Here is a 19,575-nt window from a genome sequence, read left to right on the forward strand (position 1 = left end):
GCGGCTATAGGCTACCCTTCAGTGAGTTGCGCCGGCTCCATGGCTGGGCTCTGCTCGATGAGCCACTGGCGTACTTCGGTCAGCATTCGCGCGGCCGAAGCACTGGTAGCGGTAACCTCGCTATGAAGCAACTTCAGATTCGTATGAACGGCGCTGGAAAGATTGAAAAACACGCTGTATGGGTTAACGTGCTGAGGACCTGTAGGTAAGGTCCGATCTGAAAAGAAATCGACTAACTGCTGGTATTCGTTACGCAATGCCATGCCGCAAAAGTAAACATTCCTGAGCAGGACTTCTTCGCATTTGCCCACGAAAAATAGCCTTTTAACTGAGCGGCTAATGCCGACCAGAACACAAGCTATAGCGCTAAGCGTACCATTGTTTCAACGAGGCTAACCCACAGGCCGCGGGTCCATAACCTGCCGCACATCTTTGGTCGGTACCTTGGTTCCCGTTTTGGCGGCCTGAAAAATAGCGTCGATCAGTTGAACGTCCCGCATGCCCATCTCGCCGGGCACTGTAGTGGGTTTATTGGCCAGAATGCAATTGGCAAAAGCATCCATCTGACGAGCCTGCTGAGGTACGTTGTCGACCTCCATCTTACCCTTGCTGGTTTTGCCTTCCAGGTCCGAGTATTCAAAGGCGGGCGAAAGTTCAAACCAGCCATTGGCCGCTTCGGCACGCAACAGGTTATATTTGTCGTTGAAGCTGCACTTGCAGGCCGCCATCGTGCCGTCGGCAAAGTACAATTGAAAGTCCATCCCTTCTTCTACTTTACTGAATTTTTCCGGGTCGGTCACCGGGTGTGGTTTAGCCGTAACGGCAATGGGAATCTGGCCTTTGGTGTAAATAGCCCCCTGCAAACAGTAAATGCCCACATCGAGCAGCGGCCCACCGCCCCCCACTCCGCGCCCCAGTCGCCAGGGTGAGCTTTCGTCCTGCTGCTGGGCATTCTGCGCAATGATTCCGTTTACACGGCCAAACACGTTCTGCTGACCCAGCCGCATCATTTCCTGGTTGTGCGGATCGAAGTGCAGCCGGTAGCCGATCGACAGCTGGCGGTTAGCCTGTTTGCAGGCATCGATCATCTTCTGGCATTCCTCGGCGTTCATGGCCATTGGCTTCTCGCAGATCACGTGCTTACCGGCTTTGGCCGCGCGGATCGTGTATTCGGCATGCAGCGAATTGGGTAATACCACGTATACAATGTCGATGTCGGGGTTGTCGGCAATCTGGTCGAAAGTCTTGTAATCGTAGATGTTTTTATCGGCCAGATTGTATTTTTTCTTCCAGGTCTGGGCCTTCTCGGGCGTACCGGTTACAATACCGGCCAGTCGGCACCGGGTGGTTTTCTCCAGCGCAGGTGCCAGCTGGCCTTCGCTGTACTTACCCAGCCCGACCAGGGCAATACCCAGTGGGCGCGTCGAGCCGGCCGTGGTGGTGGTAGACGATGCCGTGTCGGCCGACGATTTAGTTTCTTTGGACCCACATCCCTGCAGGCTGGTCAGCGTAGTCAGGCTGGGTATGAGCAGAGAAGCCGCCCCCAGGCGATGAATAAACGTCCGACGGGAAAAAGGCAGTTGTTCCATGGCAAAACGAGCGGAGAAAAAACCTGAACGATCCCAGCACATACACGCTGGTTTATGTCCAACGGCAGGGTATACAGAATGTTTGAAGAAGTGAGGCTCTGTAAGCTCAGCCTATTAAACCGGTAGAAATCGGCGCGAAACCGCAGGACGGATCCATCGCCGATCTCTACCTGATTCAGAGGTGTAGACAGAAGCGGACATAACGGATCTGCTTACCTTGAGGTAGGGCTGTGGTTTGGGTCCGATGGATCGTTGGGCGGCAGGGGCTGGCTGCTCTGCCCGATGTCCTGGTTTCGTCGATGTCGGGCAATTAGGTAGTCCGAAACGTGATTGTATAGCAGCATCACCAGGGGTAAAGCAGCCACGGCCAGTGCTGTAATTTTTGCCGCCCGGTGGTTCCACAGGTTTAAACCCACCAGCCCCGCCAGCAGAATAAACCCGAACACCACAAACCCCGATTCCATGCCCCGGCCAGCGGCATCATTTCCCGGCCGGTTGAGTTGAAAGAGGCTAAACACCAGCAGCGCTCCGTAAAGCCCAATCAGTACCCAGTTCAGCGTCGTAATGGTTTTCATGATTGCCAGTTGATCGGGGCCCTGGCGTCCCGATCGATGTAAAAATAAAGCCGGATGCTCCCTCAAAGCCATCCCGGATTTCTACAGAGCAGATCTGGGCCGATAATTGGTTGAAAACGGCTTGTGCTTACCGCTGGCCGACAACGGATTCGCTGCCGAAGCTGACACAAGCGGTGGTTTACCTGGCGATGGAGCTTTCCGGCCAGACGCTTTGATGAGCAGAAAATCTGGCACACAGTGCCTGCCTGAGCGGATAACTTGTTGTCGAACAAGCAAACATCTTCCTGTTGCGACTCGTTTAGTTACCTAAACTACTTATATGGAAGATGCCCCTATCGTCTTTATCGACGCTGATGAAGACGATCAAGCCATGTTCAGACAAGCACTGGCTGAATTAAATGTTGTTCGCCCCATAGTTGTATTCAGCGAGGGCCAGACGGCTCTGAACTATTTACAGACGACCGATCAGCTGACGTTTCTGGTTATCTCCGAGATGAGTATGCCTGGCATGAACGGGCTGGAACTCCGCCATCAGATCGAGAAAGATGCTGAGCTCCGAAAAAAATCGATACCCTTCGTATTCTTGACTTATCCGGTTGTCGACTATTTGGTCGAAGAAGCTTATGAGTTGACCATTCAGGGGTTGTTTGAGAAAAGAACCAGTTTTCAGGAGTGGAAACACCAACTGAAGGCCATCCTCGAATATTGGACGGAATGCCAGCACCCCAAACGATTCAACCGCGGAAACAGCTGAGCTCAACCTTCCGGAAAGCTGTTCATCATACCGAGCCCGTAAAGAAGGCGATTTGTGCAACTGCCAACACGCAGGAAACCCTGTGGCATCGATGATCGAGGTTGCCAGCTTCGACCGGGCTGCGATGCGGCTACGGACAGATGCGCAAAATGTTGTAGCTTTAAGCAATGCAAGTACTTACTGCCAATTCACAGATACCGGTTTATTCGCTGGAGCCGGACGAGCTAACCGGTAGCCGGCAGTTTAAGATGTATTTCTTCGAAGGCAACTTGCCGAATCAGTCCGAGCTGCTTATACCGCACCGGAAAGATCATTACCTGCTGGCTTTCGTCAGGCGGGCCGGTAGCCGTCAGTGGATCGACATGACGCCCTACGTCCTTAAAGACAATACAGTTTACTTTACGGGACCAAACCAGGTCATCGTCAAAGAAGAAATTAACCAGTTATGGAGTACGGGCATCGCGTTTACCGATGAGTTCCTGGCGCTTCAGGAAAATGCTTCGTTAAACAAACTGCCCCTTGTTCAAAACCCCCATAACGGTCACGAATTGGTGCTTACGAATGCCGATATCCTCGTCGTCGAAGAGCTGTTGGGCAAAATAGGGACAGAATATCGCCAGCCCGGCGAATGGCAGCAGCGAATGCTGGGGGCTTATTTGACAGTGCTGCTTACTTATCTGAGCCGCCTGTATACCGAGCAATTTACCCCAAACGATACCTCGGTCGACACGCTGTTGCTCAGAAAATTTCAGGCCAGGGTCGACGAACATTTTCAGCAATGGCACGAAGTGAGTGACTATGCGGCCATGCTGCATCTATCGGCAGGGTATCTGAGCGAAGTAGTGAAAGCGCAGAGTGGTAAACCGGCTATCAAACATATCCATGACCGGCTGGTGCTGGAAGCCCGTCGCCTGCTTTTTCATACACCCCATTCCCTGAAGGAAATCGCTTTTGACCTCGGTTTTTCGGACGCTTCCTACTTCACCCGGTTCTTCAAACGCGAAACCGGCATGACGCCTGCCGACTATCGGACCCACATCCGTAAAATGTACCAGTAATGCCGCAGAATGTGTTCCGGCCGACTGTACGGCGGGCGGTAGCTTTGTACTGTCAATAACTTACTTATGAAAACAGTACTCATCACAGGAGCCAACAAAAGCATTGGTTTTGAAACAGCCAGACAGTTACTACAGCAAGGGTATTATGTATACCTGGGCAGTCGGGATAAACAAAAAGGACTGCAGGCCGTCGGGCAGTTGCAGACCGAGGGGCTGACTCAGGTCGAACCCCTCGAAATCGACGTCGATAACCTGGATTCCATCAAAGCTGCCCGCCAGGTATTGGGCCAGAAAATCCAGACGCTGGATGTGCTGATCAATAACGCCGGTATTAGCGGTGAGTTGCCGCAGCCGCCCCTGGAAACCGATATCCGTGTATTCCGGCAGGTGTTCGAAACTAATTTTTTTGGCGTCATCGAAGTAACCCAGGCGTTTATCGACCTGCTGCGGCAGTCGCCGGAGCCACGAATCGTCAACGTTACTTCAGGGCTCGGGTCGATCACCCTACAGAATGATCCAGCCTGGAAATATTATCCGGTCAAGCCGGCTTGTTATGTCTCGTCTAAAGCGGCACTCAATGCTTATACGACCGTACTGGCGTATACCCTGCGCGATACGCCGTTTAAAGTGAATGCCGTCGATCCGGGCTATACCGCCACCGATTTCAATAACCACTCCGGCCCCGGAACCGTAGCGGAGGCTGCTGCCCGGGTCGTTAAAGCGGCTGTGCTGGGTCCAGACGACCCGACAGGTCAGTTTTTTAGTGACGATAACTCGCCGGAAACTGGAATCAGTCCGTGGTAACAGGGTTGCGGGGGCACGGCAAAGTCGGTTAGGTAAACTGTCCGTAATGCCTGTCTTGCTCTTTAGGCGGTTCCGTTGCCGCTAAGGATGACCTTCCCATCGGGTATACTGAGTCAGCAAATCTTACCCTGCAAAGCAATCATAAAGCGCTGGTCTTCAAAGACTGGCGTTTATGATTGCTTTGCAGCCCGTTTTTATTCGACTCAAAGTACCGGCACTCCCTACGTTCGTCTGGCCGAAGGTGGAGCTTCCGGGTAAAAAACAGTTTGTCTTTTTGGGTTAGATGATCGGGGAGGTGAAACCAGGGAGTCGTTGGCGAGGTAGGTCGTGGTGAGCTGTTTTTTCATCTCTGTTGTCGCAATCGTAGTGGGCGCCAATCTGGGAATCTGCCTATGAGCCGGTAAAGACAACAAATCAACGGCATTTGGGTTACAACCACGAACCCCATTCTGAACGATCATGGAAAACGAAGCCATCAAAACGAAGATCCTCTCTGACTACAAAACCCTGCTGGCTCTGAAATTTGACAGCCCGCTGGTGGCTTACGACAAGCTTAAGCTGATCGGCGAGCATATTCGGCAGCTAACCGGGACCACTCAGGAAGAGCAGGAAAATCTCAGTAAGGCCGCCGGTCTGATCGCGTCGGCCATGACAAGCGAATACGTGACCTTTGACGAAGCGGTGACAAATGCCGATAAAGAACAGACTCTGGCCGCTCTCAAGCATAAAGCCGCTGAAGCCTGCCAGCTCATCGGCCTTCATAGCTAGCTTTGGTTGTGTGCGCATGACGGTCTGGCACGGCCGTGTTCGTTCCGCAAACATTCTACTTAGACAGAGCGATAGGCTGGTGAGCGGATGACCCCATATGGCTGCGCTCTCTCGTAATGACTAACTCCACGGATCAATCCTTATCGCTGTGCTGGCTTCGGCGCGACCTACGGCTGGAAGATAACGCTGCACTGTATCACGCTCTTAAAAGTGGGCATGCTGTCCTGCCGGTTTTTATTTTCGACCGCACGATTCTGGACCCACTCGAAGATCGCCGGGACAGGCGAGTACAGTTCATTCATCAGCGGCTTCATGATCTTCAGCAGCAACTCACCAAAATGGGGTCGACTCTGCTGGTGTATTACGGAGAGCCGGTTGCCGTCTGGACGCAAATCCTGACGACTCTGTCGGTGGCGGGTGTTTATACCAACACCGACTATGAAACCTACGCCAAACAGCGGGACAAACAAATTGAGCAGTTAGTGCGTGAACAGGGAGTCGGCTTTCACAGCTATAAAGACCAAACCATCTTTGCGGGTGATGAACTGCTGACGGGGAAAAAGACACCGTACACCGTTTTTGGCGCTTACCAACGCAAATGGAAAGCAACGCTGACGGACTTCTACGTCCGGCCGTATCCGACCGGGCGTTACTTCGCGCATTTTCATAAACACGCTCCTCAGCCGATTCCCAGCTTAGCGGCCATGCAGTTTCAGCCGTTGAGGGAAGACTTTCCATCTGACCATGTGTCGACTAAATTCCTGGAACGGTACGCCCACGACCGGGACAAGCCCGCGCTGCACGGGACCAGTGAACTGAGCATCCATTTGCGGTTCGGTACCATTAGTTTTCGCGAACTGGTGCGGCAGGCGCTGGCCCATAGCGACCGGTTCCTGACTGAGTTGATCTGGCGCGATTTTTATTTTCAGATCCTGGATCATTTTCCCCATGTCGAACAGAAGCCGTTCCGGACCGCCTATGAAGCCATTCCCTGGCTGAACCGCGCTGAAGATATCGAACGCTGGCAACAGGGGCAGACAGGCTATCCGCTGGTGGATGCGGGCATGCGGCAACTGAACCAGACGGGCTGGATGCACAACCGCGCCCGCTTAAATGCCGCCAGCTTTCTGATCAAGAACCTGCTGGTGGACTGGCGAATCGGTGAGGCTTATTTTGCGCAGAAGCTGCGTGATTATGACTTGTCGGCCAACAATGGGAACTGGCAGTGGGTAGCCGGTTCGGGCAATGATGCCTCGCCTTTTTTTCGGGTGTTCAATCCGCTCTCCCAGGCCAAAACGTTCGATCCCCGCCAGGAGTATATTCGCCAATGGGTGCCTGAATATGGTACACCTGAGTATGCCAGACCGATGATTGATTTTGCGTTTTCGCGCCAGCGCGCCATCGATACCTATCGAAAAGCCTTACGCTCCTAAGTAGCCTAAGTGAATCCGGCGTATTGTCATAATCTGAATTGGTTACAGCAGGGATAGTAGGACAGTATCAGTCGCTTACACCCCTGGCCGCTTCGTTCATCTACAAACCAGCGTCGTTGACATCAAATCCGACAGCGCGGCTTCTATTTCACCTAGTTTTACGGGCATTACGCTTACCAGGTGACGTACTTTCTCTTTTCGCGCAACACCTTGTCTGGTCAATTACTTTCGAACCTACTCAACGTATGAAATACTTCTTTGTCTGCCTAACCTGGCTACTTGCCCACCAGGCTAGTGCTCAACTCTCGGTGGGTCCGCGTGGCATGAATGTCACCGCCGGAACATCCATCAACATCGATGGGCTGAGCCTGACTCCAGCGACCAACCTGACCCTGGTCAACAACAGCATTCAGCGAACCACAACGCCCCTGGCGGGTAATCCCAGCATCAGTCGGCTCTACCAGTTCGGTACCTCGGTTCCTTTCTCCGGCACGGCCGCTATCAGCTACCTGCCCGCCGAGTTGAACGGCTACAGCGAGTACACGCTTCAACTGGCCTACACTGGCGCTGCCAATGATCCGCTGACCGTAACCGAGGGCAGTACCGTAGACCCGACCCGACACATCGTGAGCAATGTGCTGACTGATCAGAACCTATACGTGGTGACGGCCACAGCCCTGTCGGATCTGTCCCCCACGCTGTTTGCCCGTCCCTCCAGTGTGCAGGGGACCAAACCCTTCACGGTCGTGGTGGACGTGTATGAGCTGAATTCGGTGGCTACTTCGGGCGGCTTCAGTGTCAAGATCAGCAAAGATCCCAAAGTCAATCTGAGCTTCGATCCGACTGCGACCACGATAGGGGGTAAGCCGGTGCAGAACAGTGCCTGGAGCTTCAGTGGTCCGGTGGGCGGCTACTATACACTGACCACCAGTCAGTCCATGGCCGCCGGGGATGCGCGGAGTGTTGGGTTATCGGGCACGCTCACGCCCGGAGCAACGACGGGAGTGCTGACGGTCAGCTCAACAGTGATCGCCAGCGGCTTTACGGAGGCCGCCTACGACAACAACACCGACGCTGATAAGGCTGATTACTTTCAGCAGTAACCTCTCTGCTTCAAGCAAACATCACGCTACTTGTTAACAACTCTATCTATGAAAATTGTCTTTACTGCCCTGCTCGGTTTTTCTTTGCTTTCGGCTAACCTGTCCGCTCAGGTTAAGATTGGTGACAATGTCAACACGGTCAACACCAATGCCTTGTTGGAACTGGAGAGCACCAATAAAGCGCTGCTCTTGCCCCGGCTCAATCAGACCCAGATCGATGCCATGCAGAACGTGCCAGCGGGTATGCTGGTCTACAACAGCACGACCAATGTACTGAACATCCGCACCAATACGGGTTGGATTACTCTGGCTCAGGCCGCTAATGCCGCTTCAGTAACCAACCCTTGGTCAACGACAGGGCTCGACATCTACTCGAACAACGTTGGTGGTAAAGTGGGCATCGGTACGAGTACGCCTTTTTCAAAACTAGCCAATACGGCGGGTAACACAATTGGTTCAGATGGGTTAGGAGGTAATCCCGATTCATTTGCCTGGAGTGCATCCCAAGCAGGCTATGCCGCTCAGATCAACAACTCTTTGGCGGGCAATGCAGGCAATGGGCTGGCGGTCAAAGTGGCTGCGCCGGGCTCAGTGGCGCTGGACGTGAGCCGGGGAGATCAAACGACAGTCGGTACGTCCTTGCTTTACGTCAAATCAAATGGCCGAGTAGGCATCAATACCAATTCCCCTTCGGAGGCTCTGGAAGTCAATGGGAACATCAAGTATTCGGGTAACCTGCAAATGGGCGTTCAATACGTATATAAGGATCTTACTTATCCCGCCAATAATTTAGGCAACCAGGTTGCTGGTTGTCCTAGTGGCACTAAATTAATTGGTGGGGGCGGGGGCCAACTCGCTTACGACGCTAATGGATTCAACATTAGTGTCATCTATAGCGGCCCGGACGCAAGTAATAATAACCAATGGAGAATAACTGTTAAGAATACAAATAGTACGGCTGTGGTAATGCGGGTTTATGCTATCTGCGCCAAAGTGCAGTAAGGCCTTGGCAAACGCCATGCATCTGGAATTATTAGTAGCCCTACCATCCTCGATGGGGCTTTTCCCTGGTCAACGAAAAGCAGCCGTTGAGTCGGCATAGCGGGGCTACCTGCTCCTGCGAACGACCCGGTTTATACAGGCATCAGACCTGGCAGACCAGTAAGTAAAGCGGTTACCGACCCGCCAGCGGTTTAAATTTTGCTTTTATCTTCTGACTGGCCTGCGGCTTCAACGGGGCTCCGTGACCAAAAACGGCCTGGTCGAACGGGCGCTCGGCCATCGCCAGGATGCTCCTCAGACCCACCGATCGGTCTTCATAGACAGTGCTGAAGGATAACCCCATCAGGTTGGCACACGTGTCGCCGGCGATCATGACCCCTTCTTCTTTAAGCCATAAGGCCATATGACCGACACTATGACCCGGCGTATGGATTACCTGAAGCCCACCGGCTACGGGAATGACATCGTTGTGGCTCAGTCGCTCATCGACACCCACAGGCGGAATCGACCCGTCTCCTCCTTTTACAAAAAACTGGTAAATGAGCCAATTGACGAGGCCCGGTGATGGATAGATCGGGGAGCGGCCGCTGGAGCCGGCTTCCAGCAGGGGGGCTTCCAGCTGATGGGCCAACAGGGGTATGCCGAGCTTGTCTTTTATCGCCGATGCGCTGCCGGCATGATCTGGATGGGCATGGGTCAGAATCACCTGTTTGATGGCATACGGATTTTCTCCTTGCTTTTGTAGCAGAGAGAAAATGGTAGCCAGGCTGTCGGAATAGCCCGTATCGATCAAGGTTAGTCCATCATCCTTGATCACGAAGGCATTGACGGTGCCCAGACTGAGTTGATACAGAGAAGGCGTAATGGATTGTAAACCAGCCATACGGTTCGTTTTATAGCGTTTATACTCTAAAAAGCCTGCATCAGGAAAGTTTATGGGTGCATGGGCAGATAAACCGTGAAGACAGCCCCCGCTCCGGTCTGGCTGCTCACGCTGATCTGCCCCCGATGATTTTCTACCACTTTTTTGACAATCGCCAGGCCAATACCCGTCCCGCTGTACTGACTACGACCGTGTAGCCGGTGGAATAAATCGAATATCCGTTCCCGGTACGATTCATCAAAGCCAATACCTTCATCGGCCACTCGAAGCCCGATCCATCCTTCGGATTTAGCCGTCGACGGGGGCTGGGGTAATTGGTCAGCGGTGAGGGAGAAACTATCCACCCGAACCTGGGGCGGCTGGCCTGGTTTATTGAATTTCAACGCGTTGGCCAGTAAGTTCTGTAGCAACTGACGAAGCTGGGTCGCGTTACCCATCAGGGTTGGCAATGGCGTGTTACTGACCTGCGCATTTGTTTGCTGAATGGTGGCTTCCAGATCACTTAATACGTCGGCAAGCAGCGTTTGGAGCGACACGGGTTCCATCGGCAGCGATGGCGTCGACAGCCGGGAATAATCCAGTAGCCCCCGGATGAGAACTTGCATACGCTGGGCCGCATTTTGCTGACGACGAAGCAAATCCTGTCCGGTTTCATCCAGTTTTTCGGCGTGCTGAGTCAGTAGCAGATCGGCGAAGGCCTGAATCTTTCGCAGGGGTTCCTGCAAATCGTGGGAAGCCACGTAGGCGAACTGCTGCAGATAGGCATTGGACCGACTCAGCGCCCGGTTGTTGGCTTCGAGTTGCTGCTGGTTGACTCGCAGGAGAGTGATGTCGGTGGTAATCATCAGTATACCCCTGCGGAAAGGCCGGATGTCGTACTCGTAGGTTAAGCCCAGCTCCGGATAGTCGACGGGGGTATGAATGGGCTCCTGGGTGTTCATCACAGAAATCAGGGCTCCAAACAGCGGACGCTGCCTGACGGCGGGAAAAAGGGTCAGCAACGTCTGTTCGGTCAACGTTTCCTGCGTGATGGTCTGGTCAAAAAAAGGGGAAAACAAACCAAAAGTGGCGGGATTGGCGAGCGGGAGGTGAAAGTCGACAACTTGCCCCGATTCATCGGTTATGGGCTCCAGCACCACGATACTATTGGCCGAGCTGTTGAGCACACCCTGAATTAGATCTGCCTGTTGCTGCCCTTTCAATCGGTCCAGTATACTGGCGGAAATGTCCATAAACGTAACAATCACCCCTCCCGGTACGGCCACGGCCGCGATCTCGTACCAGGTCGTGGCTGTGTCGTTGCTCCACTCGAAACGTTGCGAAACACCTGTTTGGGCTACGGTTGCGTACCGTTCGAAGAGGCCATTGACCAGTTGGTGCGGCATGAGTTCGGATAAGCGTCTGCCTTCCAGCGCTTCAGGAGGTTGCCTTAGCGTCTGAGCCAGCGTCGCATTGATCTTCTCCAGAGTAAAATCTACCAACCGACCGTCGGCGTTAAAAACACTGCCTAGCCAAGCCATGCCTGTCAGGGAATTATCCAGGACAAGCTGCAGACGCTCGGCTTCCCGCTGCTGAGCGAACTGCGCTTCTTTCTGCGCCGTGATATCCAGCGTAGTAAGCACAAAGCCAGCGCCGTGCCGCACCGTCCGGCAGTCGAACCAGACCGTCCGGGTAGCCAGCTCATGCATGATTTCGAACTGATCAGGTTGCCCCGACTCGACGACGGCCACGTAACGGTCGAACAAGCCGTTGTCTTTCAGGTAAGGATACAGCTCCAGCATGCGTTTACCGACCGTCGAATCGGCGGACCGGAAAGGACGGTAGGCGGCCAGTTCATTGCCGGTGCTGGTCATGAAATCGATAAGGTGGCCCTCCGAATCCCGGATGGCTTCGTAATAGCGAACCGAAGCGGGCGAACTACTCATCACACTTTCCAGCAGAGAGGCCGTTTTCTGCCCCATCGTCACATCCTGAAAACAAACCAGCAGGCCATCGCCGTACCTGGCCACCGATACGTCGAGCCAGCGTTCTTTCGTGGGTAAATAAAGCAGTTGCTGATGGGGCTGCCCCGTGGTTACCACCTCTACATAGCGATGAAATAAATCATACGCCGGCATGTTAGGGTAGCGTTCACTAATGGGTCGGGACAGTATGTAATCTCTGGGCTGACCGGTAATGGCAGCACCCATTGGGTTGCAGAGTATGGCCTGAAAATCAACGATGTACTCGTCTGCATCCCGGATGGCACGGAATAAGATCAGCCCAGCGGGCAGGGCCGAAATTACCTGTTCCAGAGAGTCCTCCTCTTCAGCCGGAGGCTTCTGCCAAAGCAGGGAAAGGACCACCAGTCCAGGGGCTGCTTTTATTAGGTGGCATTCGAATCCGGCGGCACTGACGGCCTGACTGGGGGGCGCCAGCTGAAAGCGGGAGCTGGTATGCTGCCCGGCTATCCGGTGAAGCTGACTAGCCAGTTCCGGTGAATTGAAGGGGTAAGGTAGCTGCCCGAGCCAGGCACCCGACAAGGAAGTGCTGCCTGCCAGTTGCTGAGCCGCTTCATTAGCCTCCATGACCCGAAATGAGGCAGCCGAATCGGAATCGGCTTGGAGTACCAGGATCGCATTATTGATTCCGGCTGGTAGGTCGTCTGGCTGGCCAGTATTGGGTTGCGTAAAGAAATTCACAAGCTAGGTCGCAGGCCATTGAGGCAACGGATGCGAAGTTAGTAATAAGCTTGAATACGCTTATTAAAAAAGAAACCAGGCTCGTGGGCGCCCCCTGCTTGTCGACAGATTGTAAAAGTTGGACTACTAAGCCGGATTCGCAACGGCCGTGGTGGACCATTACCTAATGGTCCACCACACAGGAACGACTGGGCTTACTTAGTCCCCGACGAGCCGGTTGCTGCGTGGCTAAAAATACCCGGAAAATACTCCGACGGGTTACTCATCGTCTGCTTCCTTTTCATCCGTTAGGATCCTCTGGCTACCCTAAATAATCGGGTGGGAATACTTGCTGACCGTACTTTTCGGCAATCGCCTGTAGCCGCTTGATCTCATCGGGGCTAAAATGGGGAGGGGGTAAGAACGTATCCGCAGCGACAGGTGTACCAATTTCCTGAAAGAATTCGTCCAGACCCGCCGGGACCACCGTACACCATAAGCGGGCTATCTGGTCCGATTTGTTTTTAAAACAGTGCACTACGCCCCCGGCGGGAATATTCAGAAAAGAACCTTTCCGGGCGACGTAGGTCTCCGATTCAGTTTTGACTTCGATCTCACCCTCCAGGACGTAAAACGACTCCTGAAAGTGAGGGTGTGCGTGAGGTCCTGGCCCCCCATTGGGTGGTATGAGCATATCGATAACCGCGTAGGCGCCCTGGGTTTGCTGGCCGGTGATTACGAGTCGATAAGTGTCGCCCACCACCGATAAATGCAGGCCCTGGTCAGCGGCAATCGTCGTTAGTTTATCGTCTTTCATGTTTTTCTAAGTTAAATGATCCGTACCGGCAGTCTAGCTACCGACTTAAGCGTGATTCAGCACGATGCGGCCGTTCTTCTTCTGGCCCGGTCCCGCTGGATTCGCCAGCACTGCATGCCAGGCTTCGGCCGTCCTGGCCAGCGGAAATACTTCGCCAAGGTTAATCGTCAGTTTTTCTTCGTCCAGCAGGGTGGCTATCCGGGCTAAGCCTTGCTGAGAAGGTTGCAACTGCGCAAATGTAGCATGGATATTATGGCTGGCGGCTAAATCGGCCGAGACCGGCTGGGTGGTCGAAACCAGATGCCCTCCCGCTTTGATGAGCCCGTACGAGCGTTGCTGTATCTCACCCCCGACCAAGTCGATGACCGCATCCACCGCATGAGCAACGGATTCGAAAGCCTCGTTTTTGTAATCAATAAACACATCGGCGCCCAGCCTTTTTACGTACTCCTCTGAGTCGGCGGTTGCCGTTACGATTACCCGTGCCCCGGCCTGGTGAGCGAACTGAACCGCGTAGGAGCCAACCGCGCCAGCTCCCCCATGAATGAGAATGGTTTGGCCGCTCTTCAGTTGGGCATCCCGAAAGATCACCTGCCAGGCCGTTTCGGCGGCAACAGGCACGGAAGCAGCTTCGATGAATGATAAGGAACGGGGCTTCAAAGCAATAAATTGGGGGTTAATGGCTATGTATTCAGCATTGGCTCCTCCCGTCAGGCTTGCTCCATACACTTCATCGCCCACGCTAACATCCTGTACCTGCTCGCCGACGGCTTCGATCACTCCGGCAAAATCGATGCCCGGAATCCACGGGATCGGTAGCGGGAAAACCGCCTGCATGGCTCCGGATGCTTTCAGCAGATCGAGCTTATTGACGGCAGAAGCCTTCACGTGAATCAATACGTCAGTGGCCGCAGGAGTGGGCGTGGTCATCTCCTGAAAACGCAGGTTTTCAGCGGGGCCGTAGTTGGTTAAAACAATTGCTTGCATGTCAGTTTAAGTCGATGGTTGATTCGGTCAATGTTGGGTAGTCCGTGTAGCCCTGGGCTCCGGGCGTATAAAGGGTAGTATAGTCCGGCTGGTTGAGTTCAGCCTGCACGGCAATGCGTTCGGCCAGGTCCGGGTTGGCTAAAAAAGATCGTCCAAAGGCAACCAGGTCGGCAAAATCGCCCCGTAAGGCCGCTTCGGCGGTTTCAGGCGTTAAGCCGTTGCAGAGGATGATGGTGCCGTTAAAGGAAGCACGCATGGCATCTGACGTTCGTTGCGGAATCGGTACGTTGACCGCGATATGGAGGTAGGCAATCCCTAATTTATCCAGTTCCTGAGCCAGATAACGGTAGGTTTCATGTACCTCATCGTCGGCATAAGGGGGCAGATCACCTAGTGTTGAATAGGGTGAAAAACGAATGCCGACTTTTTCTGGACCGATCGCATCGGCTACCGCTTTGACCATCTCGATAATGAGCCGGCTCCGGTTGACAAGGTTCCCCCCGTATAAATCGGTTCGGTCATTGACTGCCGGATTCAGGAACTGTTCGATCAGGTAACCATTCGCTCCGTGGAGTTCAATGCCATCGAACCCGGCCTGGAGGGCGTTCCGGGCCGCAGCAACGTGCCCCTCTATGACCTGAGCGATACCCGTTATGGTCAGGGGCTGCGGTTGCGAGTACGCCTGTAATCCTGCCGTATCGGTAAAGATTTGTCCAGCGGCTTTTCGTCCGGAAGCACCCACTAAAGTAGCCCCGGCGGGTAGGTTATCCTGATGGCCAATGCGTCCGGTATGCATTAGTTGCACGAAGATTTTACTACCATCGGCATGCACGGCCGAGGTGACTTTTTGCCAGCCTTCGACCTGATCGGCCGAAAAAATGCCGGGAATGCGCGGATAGCCCAGGGCTTCGGGGGTAGGGGCTGTTCCTTCCGTAATAAGTAAACCGGCTCCCGTCCGCTGGGCGTAGTAGTGAGCCATCAATGCATTGGGCAGGTTGTTGAGAGCCCGGCTGCGGGTCATCGGCGCCATCACCAGATGGTTTTTCAGGCGTAGCCCCCCTTTTGAAAACGGCGTAAGAATCTTGTTCATAATTCGTGATGGTTAGAACACCACAAATGTCTGGCAGACTTTACGCCTTAAATAGCCCGAAAGGACGCATAAATAGTCTTATCCGCCGGAAGCGTACTTTTTGGGTTTCACCCCGTAGTGTTTTTCGAACAGCCGGCTAAAATGGCTTAGGTTCGTGAACCCCAGCTGAGTCCCGACGTCGGTAACGGAGTGGCCGCCCTGCTTCAACAGAAACGCAGCTTCTTCCATGCGAGCCTTCTGGTAATAATTATAAATGCTGTCGCCAAATACCTGCCTGAAGAGGTCTTTCAATTTGGTTTCACTCATGCCGACCAGTCGGGCCAGCTGAGCTAAGTGAGGTGGTTGGCCCAGATCGGCAAGTACGGCGGTCCGGACGATGAATAAGTTGTCGATGTCATCTTTGTAAACCGGACTATGCCGCACGGTGTCTCGCCGGAGTAGCTGCTCAAAAAGCAGCAGCAGTAGCTCCTGTACTTTAATGCTGTAATACAGTGCGGTCAGCTCACCGTTCTGCCGGGCATCGGTAACCTGTTTGAGTGTTTTCTGCACATCGGGTCCCATGCTTTCGTAGAACAGAAAACCCGGTGACACATTCAGTATCGTTTGTATTACCGAATTGGGATGTTGAATGCCTAATAAGCTCTTCAACTGAGTGGCCTTTACCCCAACGACGACAAAGTTGATGGCCGTATGGGCCGGAAAACGAATAACGGACTCCAGATCGTACGAAGCGATCTGGATGGCAAACTGGGTGCTTCTGGCCAGCCGGTTCGACTGCTCCTGACCGTTGGTCATCAGCGAAGCCGGTTCTTCATTGCTGTGAAAGATGATGCTGACCAACCCATAGGTTTCATCGGCTGGCAGTCGTCTGAGTACAAACTCCTCATTCAACGTATAGTGATGAACAACCAGTTTAAAGCCAGTCTCCAGATCGATCCTCTTCATATATCCTTTGCCCAGGGCAGGAGGCAGGTGCAGCGTATCGCCTTGAACCGGAATACCGTTTTTTTCGCCGAAACTGGTTATAAAGTTGAAAGTCGGATTGGCAACAAACTCGAATACCATAAACTGTCTGGGAGGCTCACTCATCGATTTATAAGCAAAGAAATCGGCTATTTCCGGAAGAACAATAATTTCAGCCTGTTCCTGTCGATTAGCTTCAGGATACCCAGGGGTCTACATCGCCCATAACTTCGAAACCGGGGGCGCTACTTACTGTTTAGGTAGGTCGATTTACGCATGCGTTTACAAAGAATTATTATTCCGGTATAGTCTGCCACAGTGAACCTGACCTACTTGTGGGCCAATTGCAACTAGTCACAAAAGCCCCCTCTTATTGTCACAATTGCCCTGCATGCCCGTATCTAAGCCGGTTTAACTTTGTGCAAACAGTAAACAAATAGCTAATCAAAATGAGAAAGATCCGAATCATGGAGCATTGCTCACTGGACGGCGTAATCCAGCACGAAGAGAGCGCCGACTTCACGTATGGTGGATGGACGACACCCTACCGAAGTCCGGCTGGCTTAGAGGCCGTCCTAGAAGCGCAGGGCCGCCACTACGATCTGCTGCTTGGCCGTCATACCTACGACCTCTGGGCCGACTACTGGCCCAAAGCGGGCAATAGTCCAATAGCCAACGGTCTGAATGCGGCCACGAAATACGTCGTGACCCACCGGCCGGACAGCCTCGCCTGGGGCCCAGTCAAAGACTTAGGTACAGACATCCTGGCGGGTATTCGCAGCCTCAAGTCAACAGAAGGCCCTGACCTGATCGTGTGGGGAAGTTCAACGCTGACGTCGGTGTTGCTCGGGCAGGGACTGGTCGACGAGGTTGTGCTGCTGATCTACCCGGTCTTGCTGGGTCGGGGCAAACGCTTTTTTTCGGACAGTGTCGCCCCCTGCGAACTGGCTTTGGTCGACACGAAGGGTATGGACACGGGTGTGCTCATAAATACATACCGGCCCGTTGGGCCGCTACGGCCCTAAAGCTGATTGGTAAAGCGCCATAATCCATCCTGCCAACCGTTTACCAACCTACGCACGCATCGACTTGTGTGTAGCTGATCGGAAACAGAAAGGCTGGGGAAGAAAACCCCACTTGGCAGTGGAACCAGCGCTTTGGCGCCTGCATAAATTTTTTGCCCGCTGAAGCCTCCGGCAGGGCTATTCAGGTTTTGAATAGCCCTGCCGGAGGCTTCAGCGTAAAATGAGACCCTGCCGCTTTTAAACCATAGGGTGTCGGCCATGACTCATAGCTTCTGGGGTAAGGTTATTACTCTGGCAAATTGTGTAGTGTCTGGCAGGGGAGAAGCCGGCCCGAACCCCGATGGTCTGCGTCCGCATGTTACAGATTGGTGAAGTCATTACCCTGAGTCTGGTGGGAGGTGTGTCTGAGACCGGCCCCGCGCCGTCCTGGGTGTGCGTCACCCAGGACGGCTTTAATCACAGCCTGAGCAGCCTTAGGGGGCGGTCGGTTCGGAACGGCGCCCGGCGCGGAGTTTTTCATTGACCGTTCGCTCAAAACATACCCTGGCATATCCTAAAACAGCCCCAACTTACCCGCAGGTATGTTACTGCCTGGGGGATGGGAAAGGCTATGGCTCGGCCCTTCGGAAATTATAGCCATTTCATTCAAATTCTTTTCATCATGAAACACCTTGTCCTGGCGGTCTGCTCAATAGTAAGTTGGATTAACCTATATGCTCAGGTTGGCATTGGCACCACTACACCCAAGGCATTCTTCAACGTAGCCGAAGGCAAAGATGTGCTCTTTGGCAAAGATTTGTCTTACCCCATAGAAGATGATGACCTTGACCGGGCTAAACTCATTTGGTATGCCAGCAAAGGCGCTTTTCGGGCCGGTAATGTTTCCTATACCAAATGGGATATTGGCCAGGTGGGGTATAGTTCCTTTGCCGCTGGCTATAATCCAACCGCCAGCGGGGCTTTTACAGTGGCTCTTGGCTTCAGTAGTTTGGCCAGCGGTTATGGCTCCATTGCTATTGGCCAGGGCAGTGCTTCGAGTAAAGATCATTCGGTAGCCATCGGCCAATATACGACCGCCAGTGGTGACCTGGCAGTGGCGCTTGGGGCCTACAGTACGGCCAGTGGTGCTCAGTCGGCGGCCCTTGGCCACTTCGTCACTGCCAGTGGAGACAATTCATCTGCTTTGGGCAATAAGGTAACGACCAACGCTAAAACGGGCGCATTCATTATTGGTGATTATGACCCTAATGGACCAACCTATTCCAATACCGCCACCAATCAGATGATGATGCGCTTCACCGGAGGGTATACACTCTACACGAGTGCTCCCACCAGCCAGTCGACAGCGCTGGGTATCCGGCTACCTGCTAATGGGAATGCCTGGCAAACGCTGTCGGACTCGACTCGCAAGGAAAACTTTCGGCAAGCAGACGGTGTATCTTTTCTGCAAAAGATTGCCCGAATGCGGCTGGGTAGCTGGAACTACAAAGGGCAGGATGCTCATCAGTACCGGCATTACGGGCCTATGGCCCAGGACTTCTTTGCCGCTTTCGGCCAGGATGAACTGGGCACTATTGGCGAAGACAAGAGCATCAATCAGGCGGATTTCGACGGGGTGAACCTGATTGCCATTCAGGCCCTGATCAACGAGAACCAGGAGTTAAAAGCGAAACTGGCGGCTTTTGAAGAAAGAGAAAAGAACGCTCAGGCGCGACTCGACAGAATCGAAAGATTACTATCGGCATCGCCTGCTGCCTCAATGGCCAGCAGTAGGCCATAGGCGTTCGTGGGGAAATGCAGCCTGAGAACCACCTTTAGCTCAATTGCGCAGGTTATCGTACCCATTAGCCGTTATCTGCTTTGATCGTTTTATTTCCAGGGCGGGCTGGCGGATGAACTATGAATAGGTTGGGGAGAAGTGCCGAAGCCTTTCCTGACGCTGACTGGTGAGTTCCTTTTTATAGGGCGTTTGGACTGGATCAAATACATTTGTTCCCGAACTTCATTACCCGTTTGCTGAGTTTAACCCGGTAGCCGAGTTTAGTACAATCGTGCCTCATTACA

At 53.5% G+C, this 19,575-nt stretch carries 19 protein-coding genes; 10 read left to right on the forward strand and 9 right to left on the reverse strand.

Annotated features, from left to right (window positions below; translation table 11 throughout):
• Positions 1-11: 11 nt before the first annotated feature.
• The 3 genes from ACYVC2_RS15335 to ACYVC2_RS15345 all read right to left on the reverse strand — a co-directional run bounded on the left by ACYVC2_RS15335 (position 12) and on the right by ACYVC2_RS15345 (position 2,164).
• On the reverse strand, positions 12-263 hold the full coding sequence (locus ACYVC2_RS15335; protein WP_461103323.1) for a DUF6965 family protein: 252 nt from the start codon (positions 261-263) through the stop codon (positions 12-14).
• 129 nt (positions 264-392) lie between these two features.
• On the reverse strand, positions 393-1,631 hold the full coding sequence (locus tag ACYVC2_RS15340) for a Gfo/Idh/MocA family protein (protein WP_461103324.1): 1,239 nt from the start codon (positions 1,629-1,631) through the stop codon (positions 393-395).
• Positions 1,632-1,801: 170 nt separating this feature from the next.
• Positions 1,802-2,164 (reverse strand): hypothetical protein, encoded by a 363-nt coding sequence (locus tag ACYVC2_RS15345; RefSeq protein ID WP_461103325.1) that lies wholly within the window; start codon positions 2,162-2,164, stop codon positions 1,802-1,804.
• Between the two features lie 319 nt (positions 2,165-2,483).
• Between ACYVC2_RS15345 and ACYVC2_RS15350 the strand changes: the two genes are divergently transcribed.
• The 7 genes from ACYVC2_RS15350 to ACYVC2_RS15380 all read left to right on the forward strand — a co-directional run bounded on the left by ACYVC2_RS15350 (position 2,484) and on the right by ACYVC2_RS15380 (position 9,086).
• The gene (locus ACYVC2_RS15350) at positions 2,484-2,918 is read left to right on the forward strand and encodes a response regulator (protein ID WP_461103326.1); all 435 of its coding nucleotides are present in this window, start codon (positions 2,484-2,486) and stop codon (positions 2,916-2,918) included.
• Positions 2,919-3,085: 167 nt separating this feature from the next.
• A complete protein-coding gene (locus ACYVC2_RS15355; protein WP_461103327.1) occupies positions 3,086-3,976 on the forward strand; it encodes a helix-turn-helix transcriptional regulator in 891 nt (296 codons plus the stop codon).
• Between the two features lie 66 nt (positions 3,977-4,042).
• The gene (locus ACYVC2_RS15360) at positions 4,043-4,780 is read left to right on the forward strand and encodes an SDR family oxidoreductase (protein ID WP_461103328.1); all 738 of its coding nucleotides are present in this window, start codon (positions 4,043-4,045) and stop codon (positions 4,778-4,780) included.
• A 459-nt stretch (positions 4,781-5,239) separates the two neighbouring features.
• The gene (locus tag ACYVC2_RS15365; protein ID WP_461103329.1) at positions 5,240-5,548 is read left to right on the forward strand and encodes a hypothetical protein; all 309 of its coding nucleotides are present in this window, start codon (positions 5,240-5,242) and stop codon (positions 5,546-5,548) included.
• A gap of 116 nt (positions 5,549-5,664) precedes the next feature.
• The gene (locus tag ACYVC2_RS15370) at positions 5,665-6,981 is read left to right on the forward strand and encodes a cryptochrome/photolyase family protein (RefSeq protein ID WP_461103330.1); all 1,317 of its coding nucleotides are present in this window, start codon (positions 5,665-5,667) and stop codon (positions 6,979-6,981) included.
• 245 nt (positions 6,982-7,226) lie between these two features.
• Positions 7,227-8,084, forward strand: a complete 858-nt coding sequence (locus ACYVC2_RS15375; RefSeq protein WP_461103331.1) for a hypothetical protein — start codon at positions 7,227-7,229, stop codon at positions 8,082-8,084.
• Between the two features lie 48 nt (positions 8,085-8,132).
• Positions 8,133-9,086 carry a hypothetical protein gene (locus ACYVC2_RS15380; protein ID WP_461103332.1) on the forward strand — a complete coding sequence of 318 codons (954 nt, stop codon included), beginning with the start codon at positions 8,133-8,135 and terminating at the stop codon, positions 9,084-9,086.
• A gap of 172 nt (positions 9,087-9,258) precedes the next feature.
• On the opposite strand, the gene ACYVC2_RS15385 is transcribed toward ACYVC2_RS15380, so the two are convergent.
• From ACYVC2_RS15385 to ACYVC2_RS15410, 6 genes are all read right to left on the reverse strand, one after another.
• The gene (locus tag ACYVC2_RS15385) at positions 9,259-9,969 is read right to left on the reverse strand and encodes an MBL fold metallo-hydrolase (RefSeq protein WP_461103333.1); all 711 of its coding nucleotides are present in this window, start codon (positions 9,967-9,969) and stop codon (positions 9,259-9,261) included.
• A 50-nt stretch (positions 9,970-10,019) separates the two neighbouring features.
• A complete protein-coding gene (locus tag ACYVC2_RS15390; protein ID WP_461103334.1) occupies positions 10,020-12,650 on the reverse strand; it encodes a PAS domain-containing sensor histidine kinase in 2,631 nt (876 codons plus the stop codon).
• A 301-nt stretch (positions 12,651-12,951) separates the two neighbouring features.
• A complete protein-coding gene (locus ACYVC2_RS15395; RefSeq protein WP_461103335.1) occupies positions 12,952-13,446 on the reverse strand; it encodes a cupin domain-containing protein in 495 nt (164 codons plus the stop codon).
• Positions 13,447-13,491: 45 nt separating this feature from the next.
• The gene (locus ACYVC2_RS15400) at positions 13,492-14,433 is read right to left on the reverse strand and encodes an NADP-dependent oxidoreductase (protein WP_461103336.1); all 942 of its coding nucleotides are present in this window, start codon (positions 14,431-14,433) and stop codon (positions 13,492-13,494) included.
• A gap of 1 nt (position 14,434) precedes the next feature.
• A complete protein-coding gene (locus tag ACYVC2_RS15405) occupies positions 14,435-15,523 on the reverse strand; it encodes an alkene reductase (RefSeq protein ID WP_461103337.1) in 1,089 nt (362 codons plus the stop codon).
• Positions 15,524-15,601: 78 nt separating this feature from the next.
• Positions 15,602-16,612 (reverse strand): helix-turn-helix transcriptional regulator, encoded by a 1,011-nt coding sequence (locus ACYVC2_RS15410; RefSeq protein ID WP_461103338.1) that lies wholly within the window; start codon positions 16,610-16,612, stop codon positions 15,602-15,604.
• Between the two features lie 323 nt (positions 16,613-16,935).
• On the opposite strand from ACYVC2_RS15410, the gene ACYVC2_RS15415 reads away from it, so the two are divergent.
• From ACYVC2_RS15415 to ACYVC2_RS15425, 3 genes are all read left to right on the forward strand, one after another.
• Positions 16,936-17,511: a dihydrofolate reductase family protein gene (locus ACYVC2_RS15415; protein WP_461103339.1), complete on the forward strand. Its 576-nt coding sequence runs from the start codon at positions 16,936-16,938 to the stop codon at positions 17,509-17,511.
• Between the two features lie 355 nt (positions 17,512-17,866).
• Positions 17,867-18,034, forward strand: a complete 168-nt coding sequence (locus tag ACYVC2_RS15420; RefSeq protein WP_461103340.1) for a hypothetical protein — start codon at positions 17,867-17,869, stop codon at positions 18,032-18,034.
• Between the two features lie 138 nt (positions 18,035-18,172).
• On the forward strand, positions 18,173-19,291 hold the full coding sequence (locus tag ACYVC2_RS15425; RefSeq protein WP_461103341.1) for a tail fiber domain-containing protein: 1,119 nt from the start codon (positions 18,173-18,175) through the stop codon (positions 19,289-19,291).
• Positions 19,292-19,575: the final 284 nt, after the last annotated feature.

The sequence above is a fragment of the Spirosoma koreense genome (assembly GCF_054777875.1).